Source organism: Endobacterium panacihumi (assembly GCF_050847465.1).
Classification (GTDB): domain Bacteria; phylum Pseudomonadota; class Alphaproteobacteria; order Rhizobiales; family Rhizobiaceae; genus Neorhizobium; species Neorhizobium panacihumi.
Map to the genome: position 1 here is coordinate 293,181 of NZ_JBOZRA010000003.1, position 22,726 is coordinate 315,906.

Below are 22,726 nucleotides of genomic sequence, written 5' to 3' on the forward strand. Positions count from 1 at the left end.
TGATGATCATGCCGCGGTTTTTCCGGAATGGGTTGTCCTTGCGATTGACGGGCCGCTTTGCGCTCGTCGTGGTCGGAATGTATGTCTTTGCTGCATCGCTCTACTCTGTCCAGTTCCTCAACCGTGTTGAAAAAGGAGCAGGCATAGCCAGAAAGCAGCAGATCCCGCTTATCCTTTCACAAAACAGAAACGCCCTGAAAATCGAGCGTGCCGCCTCGCTCATTCGCTCCGTGTATCTGGCCCATGATCGCCGCGTCGAAAGACAGATACAGTTGCAGTTACAGACGCTCACGCAGAGTTTCACCCTTGATGACAATCAGTTGTTGATTGATGGCGGCCGCAACATCGCGTCGGATGTGAAGGTGATCACCGCGCAGCGGGAAGTGGCGCGGGCTTTGCGATCAGACGCTTCTGGTCCGGCGGATGACAGAAAGGTCGAGCAGGCCGAATTGGCGGCGGCCGAGGCCTACCAGCGGGCTATTCGAACGACGGAGGCTTTGGGCGACAACCTGTCCAACGACGCTGTCAAGCTCGCGGATGGCCTGGCCTCGACGATCGAAAAAGCGGCTCGGGACGTCCGTTTCGGGTGGCTCTTTATATTGATTTTGCCGGCGGTGTTCCTGGTGCTGGTTTTATGGGTTGTCAGCCGCCACATTCTGCGGCCGATCTCGTTGGCAGTCTCAAGGCTGGAGGCCCGCGAGGATACGGTAGCGCGACCGGTCTTTGAAGAATTGCGAACGGTCACGGATGCCGTCGAGGCTTACGGCGCGCTCTCGCTTGATCTCAAACGCACCAACGCGATGCTGCTTGTTTTGTCCGATCAGGACGGCCTGACCGGATTGCTGAACAGACGCGCCTTTGAGCAGAAACTCGACAATGCATTCAATCGTGCGATGGCTGCGCGCTCTGAGCTGTGCGTCCTAATGATCGATCTCGATCATTTCAAGTCTATCAACGATACATATGGCCACGAGGCCGGCGATGCATGTCTACGAGAAGTCGCCATGACTTCGTCCAGCTTTTTCGAAAGTCATGGTCTTGTGGTTGGGCGTTATGGAGGCGAGGAGTTTTGCGGTTTCGTCGAAGGCGTCGATATCAATAGCGTCAGCGGCGTAGCGTCGGCATTGAGACAGGCTATTGAAATGCTGTCGGTTGATGTCGGATCTGGAAGAAAGATCCGTCTCACCGCAAGCATCGGCGTTTCGTGCCTAGAAGAACGTGAGATTGAGCGAGCCGGCGTCTTGTTGAAGGAAGCAGATGCCGCGCTCTACGAAGCTAAGCATACCGGCCGAAACAGAGTTGTTTTGAGAGGTCAGAGCAATGTCGTCCTGTTTAGTGCCACAAGAGATCTTCTTGCTTGAGAAACTGGACGCAGACTATACAGTGATGGACCTGGCCCCCCGTATCGAAGTTGCCGGTGACTGGCCGTAGCCAACGTGGATGACAGCACGCCGGCTAGACGAGCTGCGGCTTGCCCCAATAGGCGTGGGCGTAAGCGATGTGGCGGATCGGCAGCGTGACTATTTGTTTGCTCTGTGAGCCAAAAGCCTAGCCCGGATTATTTCCACGCTCCCACGAATATGAATAGCGTGTGGTTGTTCTCCGGCTCCACCGACTGCAAGTGCGACGACCGATACATCTTCCTCAAAGGAGGTGACGTATAATACGTGTCCCGGATTCACATATACCAGCTGGTTGTAGGTGTTTCTGAAACGGATCATTGGGCGAAGGGAAGGTTAGGAGAAAGGCGGCAACTATCATGATTGCAGCCTTTCTCAACGAGCGAGACGAGGGGCATGATGCAAGCGTCCTGCACAAGTTGCGCATATTCGATTCGGCTAAATTTGGTCAAGTGGCGCCGACCCTAAAGATATCGCGACCAGTCATCAGCCCTCGGTATTGATTGACCGGCACGGCGGCTAACGTTGCGGGAATAACTGCGCGAGGGGAACGCTATGACTAGCCTGGGAAGAGCGGCCTGCCATACGACTCGGTGATATACCACAGCCCTTTCACGCGACCTCAGGCACGTCAGCTGGAACGTGGAAGCTCGATGCGAGCAGCATGAGAATATCGCCGACGGCTTTGGAATTGCAACGATACCAAATCGTTTGAGCTTCACTCCGGATGGTGACAAGACCTGCGGCTTTTAGCTTTGCCAAATGTTGCGATAACGCAGATTGAGACAAACCGACAGCGGCGGCGAGTGACGTTACGTCCCACTCAGCCTCAATGAGCAACGTCAGTACATGGAGCCGGCGACCATTTGCGAAGGCCTGCAGAAAAAGTGCGGGCTCATTGAACATTGACCCGGGATCATCGCGCATTTGATTTGATTTGACCTTATCTTTATTAGAGATAACTACAATGACGGTAGGCGATTCGCAATCGTCGTCCCCGGCATCCTAAGAACTTTGACAAGGAGAAACGCGAGGCAGCTCATTAGGGGCGTGATACTATTGGTGTGCGCCGGTCGTGTGTTGGTATGGAGGCCGCGCTAGCAGTCGACCTTCACAGGCTCCGTCGGTGTTCAGAATTCTTCCCAGTTATCTATCGCCGCCGCGGTCGCCGAACCGCCTCTGCCAGTGAAAGCTCTGGCAATCTTGCCGACCATGCTTCGGGCAGGGGATGCGGCCGGCGTCGAGCGTGGCGATGCGGCCATGACGGCGGCAGTCTGGCGCAGTGCCGATGCAGGATTTGCCGAGGCGGCATTCTGACCGAGCTGGAACTGGCTGATCAGTTCACGCAGGCGGCCGGCTTCGGTAGCAAGCGTCGCGCCTGCGGCATTGGCTTCTTCCACCATGGCGGCGTTCTGCTGGGTCACCTGATCCATCTGGTTGACGGCCGTGTTGACTTCCGACAGGCCGACCGACTGTTCGCGCGAGGATGTGGCGATCGAGTCCATATGCTGGTTGATGGTGACGATATGGGCTTCGATGGTGCGCAATGCCTCACCGGTCTCCCGCACCAGCTTGACGCCGGTGCCGACCTCGATCGAGGACTTGCCGATCAGGTCCTTGATTTCCTTTGCGGCATTGGCCGAACGCTGGGCCAGTTCGCGCACTTCCTGAGCGACAACGGCAAAACCCTTGCCGGCCTCGCCTGCACGCGCTGCCTCGACACCGGCATTGAGTGCCAGAAGATTGGTCTGGAAAGCGATGTCGTCGATGACGCCGATAATGTTGGAAATCTGGCCCGAGGATTCCTCGATCCGGCCCATGGCCTGCACGGCATTGGCAACGACGGCACCCGACTGGCGGGCGCTTTCATTGGCCTGGATTGCCACGGTGCGGGCCTCTTCGGCACGTTTGGAGGAATTGGAGACGTTGACGGTGATCTGGTCGAGGGCGGCTGCCGTTTCTTCCAGCGAAGCGGCCTGCTGTTCGGTGCGTTTGGAAAGATCGTCGGCGCTCTGGCTGACTTCGCGCGAACCGCTGTCGATGGAGCTGGTGGACTGGGCGACCGAGCCGAGCGTGCCGCGCAGCTGGCCGACAGCGGCGTTGAAATCGGCGCGCAGGCTTTCGAAGTCCGGTGCGAACGGGCGGTCGAGCTGGAAGGTCAGGTTGCCGGAAGACAGATGCTGCAGGCCGGTGGCAAGACCGTTGGTGGCTTCCGCCATCTGTTCGGCGCGCACGCGCGCTTCCTCGGCATTCCGGCGGCGTTGTTCCTCGGTCATGTTGCGCTGTTCGTCGGCCTGGCGCTCCAGTTCCTTCGTCTTCAGCGCATTGTCCTTGAATACCTGGACGGCACGCGCCATCGCGCCGGTCTCGTCCGGGCGGCCTTCACCTTCGACCGTGGCATTCAGGTCGCCGGCGGCAAGGCGCCCCATGGTCGAGGTCAGGCGACCGATGATATTACCGAGCGACTTAGCGAACAGGAAGAACGCGGTCAGGGCGATCAGCGAAATGACAAGCGTGACGCCGAGCATAGTCCAGAGGGAGGCTCGGGCACCTGCAAGGATCTCAGTCGCGTCCGTCCCCACTTCGATGACGCCGATCCTCTCGCCGGCGAATGAGCTGAATGGAACGGCTTTGATGAACATGTCACGGCCTTCGAGGACGTCCTGTTCAAAGACCGGCTTACCCTCGAGTGCGTCTTGAAGGGATGAGTTGTCTAGGAATGCTTGGTTACCGTCGGTCGAGGATTGGTTTACAAGCTTGCCCTCAGACAGGACGTTGACCGAAATTTCGGCGCCGAGTCGTTCCGCCAGCGGTGTGAAATAGGGATTCGAGAGCTCTGTTCCGATATCGATCACGCCAACCACTTGGCCGGCAACAACGACTGGGGCGACAGCATAGATGCCGATCCCGGTTCTGCCGGGTTCGATACCAGCTGCAAGCTTGCCGGACGTGATGGCCGATGCGACCGTCTTGCGGCGACCCATATAGTTGTCACCGAATTTGTCAGGGGCGTGCATGCGAGCGACAACGTTGCCTTTACCATCGGCGATCGTGACGAGTTGCAACCCACCGGCTTGGGCCATGGCAGTAAGATTTTGCGACAGTTTGTTGATCAACCCTTGGCGATCATTGCTTGCAATCAGCGCTGGGGTATCAGGCTCGCCAGCAATGACGAGGGCCAATGCCGATGCGGATCTCTGGATAGCGTCCATGTCCGTCTGGATGACTTGCAGGTCGCTCGCTGCCTTGCTGTAGAGCGCCTTATCGTTCATCGTTCGCTGTTCATACCAGGCGAGACCGCCAATGGCAGCGCTGGTGAATAGGACCGCGGCACAGCCATAGAGGGTGATCTTGCGCGAAAGAGGTTTGGTGACGGTCGAGGTCGCAGTCATAATTCATACGCTCACATTGCTTTGGCAGTGACCGTTAAATGAGAATGCTGAATTTTAGCTAAATGCGATCGGTGCCGTTTGCGCTGTTATCGAACCATCGATCCTCGGGTCAACATCCGCGCGCTTTTTCGATAAACGATGACGATAGGGGGTCCCGCTACGCTCAGCGGTCGCGCGGGGACTACCATAATCGTGATCATTACAGGCTCGGACATTGGTCTAGCGTTCAGGCAATTTCAAAGTGATATGTCTGATCAGCAAGGAGCCGTCTTGCAGCATCGGGACTAAGCGGACGGGAGAGCAGGAACCCTTGTAGGTGATTGCAGCCGAGTTTCATAAGTTGGTCTCGCTGCTCGTGCGTCTCGACACCCTCTGCCGTAATCATCAACCCTTTAGCCTGCGCCATGTTGATCATCGCGATCACAAGCGCGCGGCTGTCACCCTTATGCATCTCGTTGATAAAAGAGCGGTCGATTTTAATTCTGTCCGCCTCGATTTTCTGGATTCGAGAGAATGACGAGTAACCCGTTCCAAAATCGTCGATTGCGAACCGAATCCCGGCATTGCGCAGCGTTGATACAGCCTGTGCCACGAGGCCGTTCTCATCTGCAGCAGCACTCTCTGTCAGTTCGATTTCCAGTCTGGATGGTTTGATCCCCGACTTGGCTAGCGCGGAGAGAACTCGCAGGGGGTAGCCCGGCGCGGCAAGTTCGCTCGGCGAAGCGTTGATCGCAACATCGATGTCTGGAAAGTCACCCATCAAGGTGCATGCATCCTCAAGGACTATCGCGCCGATCTGATTGATTGCGCCGCAATCTTCAGCAACAGGTATAAATACGTCTGGGCTTATGAACCCGAGTTCTGGGTGCTGCCAGCGAACCAATGCTTCAAGGGAAACAACGGCATTTGTATCTGCTGAAAAGACCGGCTGATAGTGAACTTCAATGCCGATCTTGTTCTCGACTGCCTCGCGAAGATCGTGCTCCAGGGCGCGCCGCTTCTTCAACAGTTCGCCCATATGGGCGCCGAAAAGCGCGTAGGTGTTTCTGCCGGCCGCCTTAGCATGATACAGAGCTATATCCGCATGTCTTGTTAGCTCGTCACCATTGGCGGGGCCGACAGAGGTCGCTAACCCAACACTGGCCCCAACGCTCACGAACACCCCGTCGATCAGGAAGGGAGTTCGCAGAGCTGCGACCACAGCTTCAGCAGTTTCCTCGGCCTTGCCGGATTCCTGATGCGCCAGATGAATCGTGAACTCATCACCGCCGATCCGGGCGATCAGTGCGGTCGGGAGAAGTTCACGAAGTCGTTGAGCGGAATCAGCAATCAGCCTGTCGCCCACTGGATGACCTAGCGTGTCATTGACTTCCTTGAACTTGTCCAGATCGATGAACAGAACGCTGTGGGTCTCGTGTTCACGCGCATTTTTGAGATCTGTGTCGAGATGCTGGGTGAAGTACGCGCGGTTGGCGAGACCTGTAAGTGCGTCATGAGTCGCCTGATGTCGAAGTTCAGCTTGACTTTCCTCAAGCCGCGCAGACCGTCTCCAAAGCATCCCTCCCGTAAGACTGGCTGCCGCAAAAATCGCCACGAACACAAGACCCAGCGTTGGCCTCGTCGCTTGCAACACGCTCTGGCCAGGCCGGAAGGGCATCCAATGAAAATAGCCCACAGTCCCGCCCGAGCGTGCCGTGAGAGCAACATAAGAAAGCTGGTCGTCTTTAGGTTTAGAGACGCTGAACAAAAGGCTCTCAACGTCATAGTCTTTAGAAATTACGGTCGGTAGATCACCGTCCAGAAAACGCACAGCGACGTGCAGATTTTCCGAGCCGGGCGCCTGCTCGATATCACCGGTGTCTGACACGATTGGCTTTACGCTGACGATAGCTGGACGAAAGCCGACAAACGCAAGATCCGCTTCCCCAATCGACAGCGTTCTGTTGTTGATGCCATCGCGATCTCCGGAGCTTAGGCGGCTTCGCAGCTTCTCGGCAAGTGGTCGGTAGGCCTTCTCCAGCTGGTTTGTTCTGGGCGCATTCGGCCGATTAGCGATGAATTGGTAGATCGGCTTTAAGTCTTGGCCAAGCACCACTGCCGCATCGTGATCGAAGTAGCTGTGCATCCATGCGCCGAGGTTGGTATCCAGCCACTCCAAATTCCTTTCCCAACCGTTGCGCACCGCATCGTCCCAGACTGTTGCGCTTTCCTGGTCATGTGCAACGGAGGCTTCCAGCTTTGCGACTGTCAGCGTCACAAGGGCGCGCTGCCGTTGGGCGGCAACGTCATCGATTGCGTGCGCTGCCAACGTCAATGCCGCAAGTAAGGAAAGACAGATCACAGCAGCGGCGGCTATAGGTAAGGCGAACGTCAAGACCCATTTTGATTGAATACTGGTATGCACTGCTGACCGCCCCATTGTTTCGGAGACGATAAAACAGCAGTCTTTAATACGTGAAGAACATCTATGGTTAAATGGCTGCACTCAGGGGAATCGTACGGTGGCGGACACACGACTTTAATGCGTCAACATGTCATGTTTCTAATTGACGCTTTCGTCGATTCGGAGTGCAGCATGCCATTTTCGAGGATTATGACGCCCGTGCAGCCAGCTGAGCTGAAGATCTTGCAGCGCGTGTTTGACAACATCTGCGCCGAGCATCATCTCCCCAAGCTGGGTCCAGACGCCGAAGCTCTCGCGCTCATACTCGTCAGACAACTGCAAAATGGCGTTAAGGATGAGCGCGAACTCGCAGCCTTGGGGAGTGGGTTAATGCATCACGCCTAAACTTGTTCGGCGCCTGCTCCGAATTCAATACGCGCCGTTGCTGCAAATCACTTTCTTGTCTACCTGAAGCAAGAAGGCTCTCGTTCGGGAGCGTTGAGCTCGAATTCTCAGGATACCCCGTGATACTGTCGGCTACACCCTGCAAAGCTTGTAAGGACACCCGCTTCGTGTGCGAAGCTCACCCCCATCGGGCGCGGACTGGCAGGCGGCCCTGCCTTTGTAGGAGTGTGAGTATCCCTTGTCCGGCGTGCACCAGTGATGCCGAGTGGGATAGGCCTCCACAAACATTCGTCTGCTCGCTGCCATTACAATTACAGGTTTACAGGTGAGATATTTTCGACAGTGCCAGCTCATGTAGCTGGCACTGTCAGATTAACCGGCCAGTCCGGCATCACTCAATAACTTGCACCACCCGGCGGGTCGAAGGTTCGATGATCACACGGCGATCATTGACGACCGCGTAGCCATAGTTCGGATTATCCGGGATCTGCTGTACGACGATGGTTTGAGGGAGCGGTTCTCCGACAACAACTCGCTCTTCGACGACAACCCGCTCGGTGGGGGCAGGAGCCTCGCGTACATAAGTGACCACGCGCTGAGGCGGCGGGTCAATCGCTGTCCCGACGATCGCGCCAGCAACACCGCCCACAGCGGCACCGACTGGACCGCCCACGATAGCGCCGGTGACCGCTCCGCCCGCGGCACCGTTCACCGTGGACTCCTGTGCAAAGACTGATCCTGCGACCAGAAGGGTGGCGCCGACCAAAATAACGTGTCTCTTAAACATTGCGTTCTCCTCCTTGCGCTATTTGCGCGTCTGAGAACGTTAAACCAGATAGTTGGTTCCCCTACCAATTTTCAGGAAGACTGCAGTTGGCACGTCAAAAGGGTAAGTGGGCATTATTTACCGCATAGCAAAATTTGTGTGACGCCATACATGCTCACCTGCGGACGGCTTAAACAGTTTAGCTTTCTTGGTGCGGACGCTCCATTGATCTCGCAGCGTTATTTCAATGGGTCAATGGTTCGAACCTCATCAAGACCTAAACTGACGGTCGGGATTGTCATATATGCTCGGAAGCCACTTGTGATCTCCCGGCAACTCTGAAAGTGGAATGACATCTTCGGGCGACTACAGCTTGATTGCCGAAAACCGCACCGACGCCGATCAATATCGGCTCGTCCAACCCAATCACGTTCACTGCCCGCTCAAGATCGCGAAGCGCTCCGTGCCAGTGCTGCTCATTAGGCCTCGTCAAGCTGCTGACGATCGCGACAGGCATGTCCGACGTCATGCCAGCGTTGACCAGTCTCTCCGCAATCTTGCCGGCGGTACGTCCCGCCATGTAATATATCGTGGTCATGTTTCTGTCGGCAAGTGAAGTCCAATCAAGGTTCTCCGGCAGGCGGCCCTTACGCGAGTGACCTGTGACGAAACGCACGCCTTGGGCATGGTCGCGGTGGGTAAGCGAGACGCCCAGGCGCGATGCCATGGCGCTTGCCGCGGTAATGCCCGGCACCACATCGACGGCAATGCCCTGTTCCTGCAGGCTTGCTATTTCTTCGCCGGCCCGACCGAAGACCATCGGATCTCCCGATTTCAGCCGCACGACCCGTTTGCCTGCCCTGGCAAATCTCACCATCATGTCGTTGATGTCTTCCTGCCGGCAGCTCTGCCGGCCACCGCGTTTTCCGACCAGCATGCGTTTGGCTTCGCGGCGCGCGAGTTCCAGTACCTCGTCGGAAACGAGATCGTCGAAGAGGATGACATCGGCGGCCTGAAGGGCGCGCACGGCCTTGAGGGTCAGCAGTCCGGAATCTCCGGGACCCGCGCCGACAAGGGTGACATGACCGATGCCCGCCGGAGCAGACGCGATCCTGCGTGCGTCACTGAGAAGTTCGGCTTCCGATATTGCATCCGCCTTGTCACGAAAGGCGCGGTCGACGAAGCCTTCCCAGAAGGCGCGACGCTGGCCGCCGGGTTGAAGCCTTTCGTTGATCGTCTCGCGCATGGACTGGGCAAGGCTCGCCCAGCTTTTGAGTGAGAGCGGTAGAAGCGTCTCGATCCGGCGTCGGACCGCCTGCGCCAGGATCGGCGCCGCGCCATCGGTGGAGATGGATACGACGACCGGCGAGCGGTTGACGATCGAGCCGAACTGGAACTGGCAGAATGCCGGCTTGTCGATGACGTTGACCGGAACACCAGCAGCGCGTGCCGCATCGAAAAAGGCTTTTGCCTCCTCTTCATCCTCGCAATCCGCGATGGCGATGGTGGCGCCGGAAAAAATGCCATCATTCCAGAGATGGGCATGATGGACAAATCCGCCCTGAGGATGTTCGGCGCCGTGGGCAATCAGTCTTTCGAACGTCTCGGAGAGGTGCTCGGCGTGGACATGGACCGTCGCGCCACAGGCGGCCAGCAGTTCCGCCTTCCAGGCGGCGGCATCCGAGCCGCCTGCCACGATCACGGACTTTCCTTCTAGCGCCCAGAAAACCGGAAGCTTGGAGAGTGGCGCCATTCGCGCGGTCCTGTCACTCCGCTGCTGCTGCAAGACATCCATCGATGATCCCCCTGATTTCCGCGCGGCATGAGCCGCAATTGGTGCCGGCATTCGTATGTGCGCCAACGGCCTGGACGCTGTGGCAACCGCCGCGAACGGCCGCGATGATCTGGTTCGTTCCGACCGAGAAGCAGGAGCAGACGGTTGCGCCGAGATCGGGCTGGTCCGCACCCGGTCGGCCGGCCACGATCGAAAACCGGCGACGAATGTCGCCATGGTCCGCCGATAGCTGCGCGATCGCCCAGTTGCGGGCCACGGCGACCGGCTGTCTGGCGATGAAGAGTGCTGCGAGAAGCCGGCTGTCGCGAAAGAATGCCAGTCGCAGATCGCCCGATTGTCCGTCGGAATAACCAAGCGGCTCGATGTCGGCGCCAAGGCCGAACGTGGCGCGACACCAGTCATGCCAATTCTCCGTTGCCTCGGTAAAGCCGAGTTCAACCCGCCAGCCGCCTTCGGCCTTGGCCAGAGCCCAATAATCGGCGCCCGTGACCGATGGTTTTTCCACCGAGACAGCGAAGCCATAAAGGGCGGCCGGGAAGGGGCGGGCGGCAATGGCGACATTCTTGGAAGCGGGCTGGCCGGAGACCGGATCGACCAACGGCGGGATCAGCGCATCGATGCGCGCCTTTGCGGCATATTGGTCGTTCCAGTGCATGGGCACGAAGACATTGCCGCGGGCCTGACGTTCGGTGACGAGTGCACGGACGATCGCGGTGCCATGCGGGCTTTGCAGCTCCACCAGAGCGGCACCACGAATGCCGAGTTCCATCGCGTCACGCGGATGGATTTCGGCGAAGGGCTCGGCGATGTGGCCGGAAAGCCGTGCGCTTTTGCCGGTACGGGTCATCGTGTGCCAGTGGTCGCGAATGCGGCCGGTATTGAGTGTGAGGGGATAGGCTGTGTCGGTGCGGTCTGTCGCCGGCAGTTCGACGGCAACGAACCGCGCCCTGCGGTCGGGATGGTAAAAGCCGCCATTCGCGAAAAAGCGTGTCTCGCGATTGCCGTCTCCAACAGGCTGCGGCCATTGGAAGGGTGCAAGCGTGTCATAACCATGCTGGTCGACGGCGGCGTGGGCGCCGATGTCGAAATCACGAGTGCCTTCATTCTCGAAGGATGACAGTGCTGCATGTTCCGCGAAGATGTCTGCGGGGGACAGATGGTCGAAACCGGAATGCCCCATGCGCCTGGCGACCTGCGCTAACTGCCACCAGTCTGGCCGTGCATCGCCGGGAGCGGCGAGGAACCGGCGCTGACGGGAGATCCGGCGTTCGGAATTGGTCACCGTTCCGTCCTTTTCACCCCAGCCGAGCGAGGGAAGGAGAACGTCGGCGTGACGCGTCGTATCTGTCTCCTGCAGGATGTCCGAGACCACGACGAAGGGGCAGTCCCTGATCGCAGCCTCGACGACATCCGCATCCGGCATGGACACGACCGGATTGGTTGCCATGATCCAAAGCGCCTTGATGCGCCCGTCGCCCACCGCCTTGAACATGTCGACGGCCTTGAGCCCGGGTTTGGCGGCAATCGTCGGAGAGGACCAGAAACGCTGGACCCGATCGCGATCCTCGGCACTTTCGATTGCCATATGGGCGGCCAGCATGTTGGCAAGCCCGCCGACTTCGCGCCCGCCCATGGCATTCGGCTGGCCGGTCAATGAAAACGGTCCCATTCCCGGGCGGCCGATGCGGTCGGTCGCCAGATGGCAGTTAATGATCGCGTTGACCTTGTCTGTGCCGGAAGACGACTGGTTGACCCCCTGGCTGTAGCAGGTGACCGTTTTTTCCGTCGTTTCGAACAGCCGGAAGAATTCGCGGATCTGCATGGCCGGCAGTCCGGTACGATCGAGAAGGTCCTCGAAAGTGACGGCTGATGCAGCGGCAAATGCCTCGGCGAAACCGTTCGTGTGGGCGCCGATATAGGTCTGGTCGATCGCCGGGCCTTTTGCCAGATGCGCCAGCAGGCCCATGAACAGAGCCACGTCGCCGTCGGGCCGGATGGCGAGATGAAGGTCGGCGATATCGCAGGTCATGGTGCGCCGTGGATCGATGACGACGATCTTCATTGCGGGCCTTGCGGCCTTCGCTGCGGCGAGACGCTGGTAGATGACGGGGTGGCACCAGGCGAGATTGGAGCCGGTCAGGATGACGAGGTCCGCCAGTTCCAGATCTTCATATGTGCCCGGCACGGTGTCGGAACCGAAGGCGCGACGATGTCCCGCGACGGAGGATGACATGCAGAGCCGCGAATTGGTGTCGATATTGCCGGAACCGATGAAACCCTTCATCAGCTTGTTGGCAATGTAATAGTCCTCGGTCAGCAATTGCCCGGATACATAGAAGGCGACGGGATCCGGCCCGTGCTCGGCAATCGTTTCGGAGAATTTTCGTGCCACGAGATCGAGCGCCTTGTCCCACGTCGCCCGTTGTCCACCTATTTCCGGAAACAGCACACGTCCATCGAGATCGATGGTCTCGGCGAGAGCCGATCCCTTGGAACAGAGCCGGCCGAAATTGGCCGGGTGCTCGGGATCACCCTTTACCGTGACGGCGCCGTCATGCGTCACCGTGGCAATGACGCCGCAGCCGACGCCGCAATAGGGGCAGGTGGTGCGGGTTTCAACGGGCATCGGCATGCCCCCTCAGAGAACTGCGGGTGGCGTTACCCCCCTCTGTCCTGCCGGACATCTCCCCCTCAGGGGGGGAGATCGGATGAGGCACAAGCCGCCCGTCCCAATGGAGGTCGCGGCCTGTTATCAGTACCGTAAATCGGAAACGCAGAGCGCGCCACTTGCCGATCTCCCCCCTTGAGGGGGAGATGCCCGGCAGGGCAGAGGGGGGTGCCAGAGCCGCCATGACAGCCTATTCCGCAGCCGCGAGCATCAGGCTTTCCAGCGCGATGAAAAGCTTGCCGTCCTCGATCTTCACCGGAATGGTGCGCACCTCGCCGTCGTCCGCCCCGAGTGCCTTGCCGGTTTCAAGCGAGATGACCCAGTTGTGCAGCGGGCAGGTGACCGAGGTGCCGTGAACGATACCTTCCGAAAGCGGCCCGCCCTTGTGGGGGCAACGGTTCTCGATTGCGTAGACCGCGTGTTCATCGGTGCGGAAGACGGCGATCTTCAGGTAGGGCGTCTTGACGCAACGCGCGCCGAGAAGCGGGATGTCGGTGATGTCGCCGATCGGGTGCCAGTTCATTTCCATCACCTCACTCCGCTGCCTGGGAAAACCCGACCGAAGCCATCGGCCGGAACTCGTGCTTGTCCTTGCCGGAGACGCGCTCCGACCAGGGATCGACTTGGGCAAATTTCTGCGAGAAGACGAAGCGTTCGTAATAGGCCTTGCGCTTGTCGTGATCCTCGACGATCTGGTGGCGGATCTCGTTGAGGCCGACGCGTTTGGCCCATTTGTAGATGCGCTCCAGATAGCGACCCTGTTCGCGGTACATCTGGGTCAGTGCGACGATATGCTCGAGCGCTTCATCCTCCGTCCTGACGAGGCCAAGCACTTCCGTCCCCTTGATGTCGAGGCCGGCTGCGCCTGCGAAGTGGATCTCGAAACCGCTGTCGACGCAGATGACGCCGATATCCTTGCAGGTCGCCTCGGCGCAGTTGCGAGGACATCCGGACACGGCGAGCTTCAGTTTCGCCGGCGTCCACGACCCCCACATGAACTTTTCGATGCGGATGCCGAGCCCGGTCGAATCCTGTGTGCCGAAGCGGCACCAGTCGGAACCGACGCAGGTCTTCACCGTACGCAGGCCCTTGGCATAGGCCTGACCGGAGATGAAACCGGCCTTGCCGAGATCGGCCCACACGGCCGGCAAGTCTTCCTTCTCTATGCCGAGAAGGTCGATGCGCTGGCCGCCGGTCACCTTCACCATCGGGATCTCGAACTTGTCGACGACATCGGCAATCGCCCGCAGTTCCTGCGCGTTGGTGACACCACCCCACATGCGCGGCACGACGGAATAGGTGCCGTCCTTCTGGATGTTAGCGTGAACACGCTCGTTGATGAAGCGCGACTGATAGTCGTCGGCATATTCGTCCGGCCAGTCGCAGACGAGGTAGTAGTTGAGCGCCGGACGACACTTGGCGCAGCCGCAGGAGGTCTTCCATTCGAGTTCCTGCATGACGGCCGGGATGGTCTTCAGCCCCTTGGCCTTGATCAGGCGGCGCACGTCGTCATGGCCAAGCTCGGTGCAGGGGCACATCGGCTGCACCGCCTTGGGGTTATAGGCATCGCCCAGCGTCAGGCTCATCAACTGCTCGACGAGCCCGGTACAGGTGCCGCAGGAGGCGGAAGCCTTGGTGTGGGCACGAACCTCATCGAGAGAGGTCAGGCCCTTAGACGTGATCGTCGAGGTGATCTTGCCCTTGCAGACGCCGTTGCAGCCGCAGATTTCCGCATCATCCGGCAAGGCTGCAACGGCCGCCATAGGGTCCAGTGGCGACCCTCCCTGATAGGCCTGGCCGAAGATCAGCGTCTCGCGCATCTCGGAGATGTCGACGGCCTTCTTCTTGAGGTCGTTGAACCATGCGCCATCGGAGGTTTCGCCATAAAGAACCGTGCCGATGATGCGATTGTCCTTCAGCACCAGCCGCTTGTAGACGCCGGCGGTGGCATCGCGCAGGACGATTTCCTGCCTGTCGTCGCCATCGGCAAAATCCCCGAGCGAATAGAGGTCGATACCCGTGACCTTCAGCTTGGTCGGTGTGTCGGAATGCACGAAGGCGGGCGCGGCGTCGCCCGCAAGATGCGCCGCCGCGACGCGGGCCATTTCATAGAGCGGGGCGACGAGGCCATAGACCATGCCATCGACTTCGGCGCATTCGCCGATGGAATAGATGTCACCATCGGATGTCTGCATGCCGGCATCGACAACGATGCCGCGATTGACGGCAAGGCCCGCCTCCCGGCCAAGGCTCGCACTCGGACGAATGCCGACCGCCATCACGACGAGCGTGGCGGGAATGATCGTGCCGTTGTCGAGTTCCACGCCCTCGACCTTGCCGTCGCCGATAATGGCCTTCGTATTGGCCTTGCAGATGATCCTGATGCCGCGCCGCTCGAGTTCGGTCTGCAGCAGGTAACCGGCTGCCGGGTCGAGCTGACGTTCCATCAGGGTCGGATTGACGTGCAAGACGGTGACATCCATGCCGCGCAAGGCAAGGCCCGCCGCGGCTTCGAGCCCGAGAAGTCCGCCGCCGATGACGACGGCCTTTTCGCGCGACTGGGCCGCAAGCAGCATGGCGTCCACGTCGTCGAGGTCGCGGTAGCTGACAACACCGGGCAGATTATTGCCGGGGACCGGAATGATGAAGGGGACGGAGCCCGTGGCGATCACCAGCTTGTCGTAGCTTTCGGTCACGCCGTGGTCGGAGGTGACGGTCTTGGTCGCCCGATCGATCGCAACGACCCGGTGGCCCTTGTAGAGCGTGATGCCGTGATCGACGTACCAGCCGTGGCCATGGATGACGATCTGCTCGTATGTCTTTTCGCCTGAAAGCACCGGCGACAGCATGATACGGTCGTAATTGACCCGTGGCTCGGCGTTGAAGATCGTGACGCTGTAGCGACCGGGCGCCTGTTCAAACAGGTGTTCCAGCATGCGGCCGGGCGCCATGCCATTGCCGACGATGACGAGTTTTTCGGTCATGGATGGTTACTCCGCAGCTTCGACGAAGCGGTGACGCTCGTAGAGGAATTTGAGGACAGCCTCGCGGCACTTCAGGTAGGTCCGGTCGGAGGCAAGCGCGATGCGATCGCGGGGACGCGGCATCGCCACGTCCAGCACTTCGCCGATACGGGCGGCAGGGCCATTGGTCATCATCACGATGCGGTCGGACAGCAGCACCGCCTCGTCGACATCGTGGGTGATCATCACCATCGTGTTGCCGAGCCGGGCGTGGATTTCCATGACGGCGTCCTGCAGATGCGCACGGGTGAGCGCATCGAGCGCACCGAAGGGCTCGTCGAGCAGGAGGATCTTCGGCTCCATGGCCAGCGCCCGGGCGATGCCGACGCGCTGTTTCATGCCGCCCGAGATTTCCGCCGGACGTTTGTCCTTTGCATGCGCCATCTGCACGAGATCGAGATTGGCCATGACCCAGTCGTGGCGTTCCGACCTGGTCTTTGTCGAGCCGAAGACCTTGGCGACGGCGAGGTTGACGTTTTCGTAGACCGAAAGCCAGGGCAGCAGCGAATGATTCTGGAACACGACGGCCCGTTCCGGCCCCGGTGCATTGACCTCCCGGTTCTCCAGAAGCACGGCTCCGGCGGAGACAGGCGTCAATCCGGCAATCAGGTTGAGAAGCGTGGACTTGCCGCAGCCGGAATGGCCGATGATCGACACGAATTCGCCCTTGGAGATCGTCAGGTTGATATCTTTCAGAACCTCGGCGCGCACGCCGCCCCGGTCGAAATGCTTGTCGATATGATCGAGCTTGAGATAGGCGTTCATGAACATGTCTCCTCAGCTTGCCGATGCGCCGCGGGTGATCAGTTTGCCGGCTGCCGCCACCAGCTTGTCGAGCGCGAAGCCGACGACGCCGATATAGACAAGCGCTACGATGATGTCGGGCAGGCGGGACGAGTTCCACGCATCCCAGATGAAGAAGCCGATGCCGACGCCGCCGGTCAGCATTTCGGCGGCAACGATGGCCAGCCAAGACAGGCCGACCCCGATGCGAAGCCCGGTGAAGATGTAAGGTGCGGCCGAGGGCAGCATGATCTTGAAGAAGAATTCCAGCTGGTTGAGCCGCAGCACCTGGGCGACGTTGCGATAATCCTGCGGGATGTTGCGCACGCCGACCGCCGTGTTGATGATGACCGGCCAGATCGAGGTGATGAAGATCACGAAAATGGCCGAGGGGTTGGAATCCTGGAATGCCGCGAGCGATAGCGGCAGCCAGGCGAGCGGCGGCACGGTGCGCAGCACCTGGAAGATCGGATCGAGGCCGCGCATCGCCCAGACAGACTGGCCGATGATCGCGCCGACGATGACACCGGCAATCGCGGCAAGGCCGAAACCGTAGGCCACCCGCTGCAGCGAGACGAGCACGCGCCAACCAAGGCCGATGTCCTGGGAGCCGAAATTGAAGAACGGATCGACGATCAGGTCATAACTCTCCTCCCATACGCGCAAGGGTGAGGGGAGAGAGGCATCCGGCGCCGAACAGAGAACCTGCCAGACGAACATGATCAGGGCGAGGACCACGAGCGGCGGCACGACATTGCGGATCGCCGCCATCACTGTCCGGGAGAGGTTCAATTTTGGCGCCTGCCTGCCGGAGAATGGCAGGACCTTGGTCTCGACTGTATCCGGTGCTTTCGGCTTTGCGGTGGTGACCGCGGAAAGCTTGTCTTGTTGTGCCAGGGCGGACATTCGCGCGCTCCTTAAGTGAAAAGACGGGTTTGAAGAGACGGGACAGCGCGTGGCTCCACGCGCCGAAAACGGGATCAGGACACGGCCTTGATCGAAAGGCTGTCGAGATAGGCCGAAGGATTTTCCGGATCGAAGACCTTGCCGTCGAAGAAGGTTTCCGTGCCGCGTGACGGCGATGTCGGGATGTCGGAAGCGGCAACGCCGAGTTCCTTGGCGGCCTCGCGCCACAGGTCCTCGCGGTTCACCTGGTCGACAAGTGCCTTGATGTCGGTGCCCGGTGCGAACGTGCCCCAGCGGATGTTCTCGGTGACGAACCAGCTGTCATGGCTCTTGAACGGATAGGACGCATGGTCCCTCCAGAATTTCATGAAGAGGTCCGTGCCCTTCACGTCGCGGCCGTTGCCGTAGTTGATGTCGCCCTTGAGGCGGCCGAGCACATCCTTCGGGGGGACGTTGAACCACTGGCGCTTGCCGAGGATGTCAGCCATTTCGGCCTTGTTATCCATGCTTTCGCACCACTGCTGTGCCTCCATGACGGCCATCAGCAAAGCCTTGGCTGCGTTGGGGTTCTTCTCCACCCAGTCTGCGCGCAGCCCCAGTGCCTTCTCGGGGTGTCCTTTCCAGAGTTCGCCGGTCGTGGCTGCCGTGAAACCGATGCCCTGATTGACAAGCTGCTCGTTCCACGGCTCGCCGACACAGAAGACATCCATGTTGCCGACCTTCATGTTCGCCACCATCTGCGGCGGCGGCACGACGATGGTCGAGACGTCCTTGTTGGGGTCGATGCCGCCGGCTGCCAGCCAGTAGCGGATCCAGAGATCATGGGTGCCGCCGGGGAAGGTCATGGCGGCCTTGATCTCGCTGCCTGCTGCCTTCTTTTTGGCGAAGGCTTCCTTCAGCTTCGAGGCGTCGAGCTGCACGCCGGTCGAGGCATATTCCTTGGCGACCGAGAGCCCCTGGCTGTCGAGGTTGAGGCGGGCAAGGATCGCCATCGGCACGGGCTTGCTGTTCTGGGTCACCTTGCCGGTATGCATGAGGTAGGGAAGCGGCGAGAGGATATGAGCGCCGTCGATGCCGTTCGATGCACCGCCCAGCACAAGGTTGTCGCGCGTTGCGCCCCAGGAGGCTTGCTTGGCTACGTCGACTTCGGTCAGGCCGTATTTGTCGAAGAGCCCCATCTCCTTGGCGACGATCAGCGGCGCCGCGTCGGTCAGCGCGATAAAGCCGAGCTTGACGCCCTTCACTTCCGGCCCAGGTGCTGCGGCAAAGGCGCCGGAGGGAAAGGCTGTCTTGATCGCGCCGACAAGGGCCGCGGTCGCCGTGGTCTTGAGCATGCTGCGGCGTGAAATGCCGGTTGTCGAAAACTTGGTCATGCGCAGGTTCCCTCTGCTGGTGGCTTGAAATTTTGGACATAAAAAAACGCCGCTCGGAAATCGCGCCATCAGGACAAGAGGAATCCTGGGCAGCAAAACCTTGCGACGTCGATGTCTTTGAAGAACGCTTATCGCGCGTTCATGAGCGCCGGTCGCCGTTGACCGGGGCACAACTAGCGATGCAAGCGGTGTGCCATTTGCTCAGGCATGAGTTAAGTCACGAAATTTCTTGCAGGAAATTTCTCCCGATTGCCGGCGAGCACCTGAACGCCATATCGTTTGCCTGCAATAATTTTGGGCGATTGCCAAAATATGCGCGAGCAAGGGTTAGGCAGATCAGTCCGGAAAGTCAGGCCTCATGGCTGTCGCGGCTCTCGGGCAGGGATGTGTTGACGGAAAAATTGGCGACATAGCCGGAAATGTCGGCTGGGTCGAAAACATGCCCATCCATGAAGCGGTCCGCCCCGTCCAGGCCTTCAATGCCAAAGTCTGCGAGATCAGGCCCCGCGCCGAGTGCGGCGCGATAAAGATCAGGTCTGTAGGCGCTTGCGGCGCTGTTGACGCCATGCTTGCTGAATTCAGCCTGTCCCCAGCGGATCATCTGGCTGTAGATCCACAAGGCATGGCCAGGCTTGGGGTAGTTGGCGAATTCCCGGTGAAACTTGAAATAGTCGGGTATGATCCTGCGATGCCCCTTGGCATCGAGACTGAATTCGCCGGCGAGCACATGGCGGATGATGTCGACCGGAGCCGCGATGAAACGCGGGTCCGCCAGGGCCTCGGCCAGGGCGTCGTGGTTTTCGGCCCGGTCACACCATCTGGCGGCCGCATCCAGCGCCACGATCAGGCGCGACACCGTGTCGGCATGGCTGTCAGCCCATTCCGGGCGCATCGCAATGACCTTTTCCGGTGCCGATGGCCAGATATCCTGCTTGGCCGCGACGATGCGTCCGACACCGCGTTCCGACGCGATCATGTTCCAGGGCGCGCCGACGCAGAAACCGTCGATAGCTCCGGCGGCGAGCGCATCGGATGTCAACGGTGGGGGAACGACGACCAGCTTGACATCCCGGTCGGGATTGATGCCACCGGCGGCGAGCCAATAGCGAAATTCGTAATTGTGCGAGGAAAAGGGGTAGGTTACACCGAACATCGGCAGCGCTTCGCCGCGCGCTTTCATGTCCCGCAGTACCTTTGCCAGCGCCTGGGCATTTTCCAGCGCGCCGGCGTTTTCGGAAATCCCGTCGATGTCGCGCATGCGCTCGAAAAGCCGTGCCGAAAGCGTGATCGCATTGCCGCCGCGACCAAGAGAAAAGGGCGTGATGGTGGGCGACGGGTTTGATCCGAGGCCCAGCATTGAAGCGACAGGCATGGGAGATAGCATGTGGGCGATGTCGAACTGCCTGAAGGCCAGGCGATCGCGGACATTTGCCCACGAGACATCCTTGACGAGGTCGAGGGTCAACCCTTCCCTGGCGGCAAAACCGAATTCGGCGGCGACGATCAGGACGGAGGCATCGACGAGCGGGATAAAGCCTGCGCGCACGCGTTTGAGGCCTTCTCCGGCAATGATCGAAGGCGTTGGAAGCTTGCTATTCGGCTGGCCGATCTTGCTCATCATGGTCACTCCGGCGTCTCCGGACCTTTTCACGACATCAGAAGCCCGGCGGCGGTGACGACGCTCTGTGCGATTTCCGACATCTTCTTCTTTTCGTTCATCGCGGTCTGGCGGAGGAGCGCGAACGCATCCTCCTCCGAAAGCCCGCGCATTTTCATCAATATGCCCTTTGCGCGCTCGATGACCTTGCGTTCTTCTAGCGCTGACTTTGCCTCGGCCAGTTCCCGTTGCAGGCGGCTGAAAGCATTGAATCGGCTGACGGCCATGTCGAGGATGGATTTTACCCGTTCCTTTTTCAGGCCATCGACAACATAGGCAGAAACGCCAGCCTCCATGGCAGCCTCGATCTGCGCCGTATCCGAGCGATCGACGAACATGGCGATCGGCCGGCTGACCGTGCGCGTCAGCTGGAAGAGGTGCTCCATCATGTCCCTGTTGGGGTTTTCGATATCGATGACGATGACATCCGGTTTGGTCGTTTCGATGATTCTGGCGACGCCGTTGACCTTGTTGATCACCGTGACATTCGAATGCCCTGCCTCCCGCAAGCCCTCCTCGATGATCGAGGCGCGGATCGCGTTTTCATCAATAACAAATATTGTTAGGTCGGAGTGCGATATTGTCATCATCAAGTGCCAGCCTGATGAAGATACGCAGCGAAACTGCATGCTGCAATTGCAAGCGACCAGGGTAAGGACAGCCGTTTGCCAAAAAAAGTGGCAATCGTAACGCCGCCAGCGACCAACATAAGGCTCAGGAGAAAACCATGTTTCGATAGCGCGAGACCGAGCGAGCCGAGAAAGATACTCGCTGCTGCAGTCAATAGCGCTAGATGGTATTTCGTCATGTCCGATCTGTATGCAAACATCGAGACAAAACCTGCCCAGCTCATTCCGATTGCCACGCAGACAAATAGCAGTTGCCCCAATATATCCTCCTGTCTAGCAGGCGAGACGAAGCAATCTGTGTGCCAGACGACAAGCGACAGACCAAAAGGTGCGCAGGAGCTCTGCCTTCTGGAACCGGTTCGTCCCTTTGGGTAGTTTCAAAATCTTCGGTGATAGCGGCTGCCCCTAATCATCCAGAGCTAAGACCGCTGCATCAGCAGATTACGGGTCGGAGGTCGTTTTCAGCACGAGAAACAATATGTTAGCCGCATACAGCAGGGGCGTTGTACTATCGTTCGCGACTTTCAAAGCTATCCGCCCGTCACGCTCATATGCCTTGACACGGACGGACGGTTGTTGTGGTCGATGATGAAATCGTGGCCTTTTGGCTTGCGGGCGATCGCCTCATCGATGGCGGCGGCCAGATGGGCCGGATCGTCATTTTCGCGAAGCACTTCGCGCAGGTCGGCGGCGTCGTTCTGGCCGAGACACATGTAGAGCGTGCCGGTGCAGGTGAGGCGCACGCGATTGCAGCCCTCACAGAAATTATGGGTCATCGGCGTGATGAAGCCCATGCGGCCGCCGGTCTCCGTGACTTCCACATAACGCGCCGGGCCGCCGGTCTTGAACGGGATGTCCTTGAAGGTGAATTCCTTCTCGAGATTTTCGCGCAGCTCCGAGAGCGGCAGATAGCGATCGGTGCGATCTTCCTCGATCTCGCCCATCGGCATGGTCTCGATGACGGTCAGGTCCATGCCGCGGCCATGGGCAAAACGCAGCATGTCGGGGATCTCGTGTTCATTGAAACCCTTCAGCGCCACCGCATTGAGCTTGATCTTCAGTCCGGCTTTCAGGGCGGCGTCGATGCCTTCCATGACCTTGGAGAAGTCGCCCCAGCGGGTGATTTCCCTGAATTTTTTCGGATCGAGCGTATCGAGCGAAACGTTGATACGACGCACGCCGGCATCATGAAGCTCCTGCGCAAAACGCGCGAGCTGCGAGCCGTTGGTGGTGAGCATCAGTTCTTCAAGCTGGCCGGTTTCGATATGACGGCCGATCGAACGCACCAGATGCATGATGTTCTTGCGAACCAATGGCTCACCGCCGGTCAGGCGCAGTTTTTTCACGCCCTTGGCGATGAAGGCAGAACAGAGGCGATCAAGCTCCTCCAGCGTCAGCAGGTCCTTCTTCGGCAGAAAGGTCATGTTTTCCGCCATGCAATAGGTGCAGCGGAAATCGCAGCGATCGGTGACGGATACGCGCAGGTAAGTGACCGCCCGGCCGAACTTGTCGATCATCGGGCCAGCTTTTGCTGCACACGGTTTTC

The 22,726-nt window shown here is 59.3% G+C and carries 16 protein-coding genes; 2 read left to right on the forward strand and 14 right to left on the reverse strand.

Translation table 11 applies throughout. The annotated features are described in order from the left end of the window. Positions 1–2: 2 nt before the first annotated feature. Complete coding sequence (locus ACRQ1B_RS16800) at positions 3–1,361, forward strand: GGDEF domain-containing protein (protein WP_432294930.1); 1,359 nt, start codon at positions 3–5, stop codon at positions 1,359–1,361. A gap of 651 nt (positions 1,362–2,012) precedes the next feature. Here the strand turns inward: ACRQ1B_RS16800 and ACRQ1B_RS16805 are convergent. The 3 genes from ACRQ1B_RS16805 to ACRQ1B_RS16815 all read right to left on the reverse strand — a co-directional run bounded on the left by ACRQ1B_RS16805 (position 2,013) and on the right by ACRQ1B_RS16815 (position 7,196). Next, complete coding sequence (locus ACRQ1B_RS16805) at positions 2,013–2,327, reverse strand: ArsR/SmtB family transcription factor (protein ID WP_432294932.1); 315 nt, start codon at positions 2,325–2,327, stop codon at positions 2,013–2,015. A gap of 203 nt (positions 2,328–2,530) precedes the next feature. Then, on the reverse strand, positions 2,531–4,792 hold the full coding sequence (locus ACRQ1B_RS16810; protein WP_432294934.1) for a methyl-accepting chemotaxis protein: 2,262 nt from the start codon (positions 4,790–4,792) through the stop codon (positions 2,531–2,533). A gap of 226 nt (positions 4,793–5,018) precedes the next feature. Next, complete coding sequence (locus tag ACRQ1B_RS16815) at positions 5,019–7,196, reverse strand: putative bifunctional diguanylate cyclase/phosphodiesterase (RefSeq protein WP_432294936.1); 2,178 nt, start codon at positions 7,194–7,196, stop codon at positions 5,019–5,021. Between the two features lie 171 nt (positions 7,197–7,367). Here ACRQ1B_RS16815 and ACRQ1B_RS16820 point away from each other — a divergent pair, with 171 nt between their 5' ends. Next, on the forward strand, positions 7,368–7,580 hold the full coding sequence (locus ACRQ1B_RS16820) for a hypothetical protein (RefSeq protein WP_432294937.1): 213 nt from the start codon (positions 7,368–7,370) through the stop codon (positions 7,578–7,580). Positions 7,581–7,971: 391 nt separating this feature from the next. On the opposite strand, the gene ACRQ1B_RS16825 is transcribed toward ACRQ1B_RS16820, so the two are convergent. The 11 genes from ACRQ1B_RS16825 to moaA all read right to left on the reverse strand — a co-directional run bounded on the left by ACRQ1B_RS16825 (position 7,972) and on the right by moaA (position 22,697). Beyond that, on the reverse strand, positions 7,972–8,367 hold the full coding sequence (locus ACRQ1B_RS16825; protein WP_432294939.1) for a DUF1236 domain-containing protein: 396 nt from the start codon (positions 8,365–8,367) through the stop codon (positions 7,972–7,974). A 277-nt stretch (positions 8,368–8,644) separates the two neighbouring features. Beyond that, positions 8,645–10,141 carry a siroheme synthase CysG gene (gene cysG / locus ACRQ1B_RS16830; RefSeq protein WP_432294941.1) on the reverse strand — a complete coding sequence of 499 codons (1,497 nt, stop codon included), beginning with the start codon at positions 10,139–10,141 and terminating at the stop codon, positions 8,645–8,647. After that, entirely contained in the window at positions 10,113–12,767 is a 2,655-nt protein-coding gene (locus ACRQ1B_RS16835; protein ID WP_432294943.1) for a nitrate reductase, read from the reverse strand. The genes cysG and ACRQ1B_RS16835 overlap by 29 nt, the downstream gene beginning before the upstream one ends. 232 nt (positions 12,768–12,999) lie before the next feature. Next, entirely contained in the window at positions 13,000–13,332 is a 333-nt protein-coding gene (nirD, locus tag ACRQ1B_RS16840; protein WP_432295291.1) for a nitrite reductase small subunit NirD, read from the reverse strand. Positions 13,333–13,342: 10 nt separating this feature from the next. Beyond that, a complete protein-coding gene (nirB, locus tag ACRQ1B_RS16845) occupies positions 13,343–15,793 on the reverse strand; it encodes a nitrite reductase large subunit NirB (protein WP_432294944.1) in 2,451 nt (816 codons plus the stop codon). A gap of 6 nt (positions 15,794–15,799) precedes the next feature. Further along, positions 15,800–16,597 (reverse strand): ABC transporter ATP-binding protein, encoded by a 798-nt coding sequence (locus ACRQ1B_RS16850; RefSeq protein ID WP_432294945.1) that lies wholly within the window; start codon positions 16,595–16,597, stop codon positions 15,800–15,802. A 12-nt stretch (positions 16,598–16,609) separates the two neighbouring features. Beyond that, complete coding sequence (gene ntrB / locus ACRQ1B_RS16855) at positions 16,610–17,521, reverse strand: nitrate ABC transporter permease (protein ID WP_432294946.1); 912 nt, start codon at positions 17,519–17,521, stop codon at positions 16,610–16,612. A 74-nt stretch (positions 17,522–17,595) separates the two neighbouring features. Next, entirely contained in the window at positions 17,596–18,894 is a 1,299-nt protein-coding gene (locus ACRQ1B_RS16860; protein ID WP_432294947.1) for a CmpA/NrtA family ABC transporter substrate-binding protein, read from the reverse strand. 349 nt (positions 18,895–19,243) lie between these two features. Beyond that, complete coding sequence (locus ACRQ1B_RS16865; protein WP_432294948.1) at positions 19,244–20,515, reverse strand: CmpA/NrtA family ABC transporter substrate-binding protein; 1,272 nt, start codon at positions 20,513–20,515, stop codon at positions 19,244–19,246. Between the two features lie 26 nt (positions 20,516–20,541). Then, positions 20,542–21,132, reverse strand: coding sequence for an ANTAR domain-containing response regulator (locus ACRQ1B_RS16870; RefSeq protein ID WP_432295293.1), 591 nt, complete (start codon positions 21,130–21,132; stop codon positions 20,542–20,544). 578 nt (positions 21,133–21,710) lie between these two features. Beyond that, the gene (gene moaA, locus ACRQ1B_RS16875) at positions 21,711–22,697 is read right to left on the reverse strand and encodes a GTP 3',8-cyclase MoaA (RefSeq protein ID WP_432294950.1); all 987 of its coding nucleotides are present in this window, start codon (positions 22,695–22,697) and stop codon (positions 21,711–21,713) included. Between the last annotated feature and the right edge of the window lie 29 nt (positions 22,698–22,726).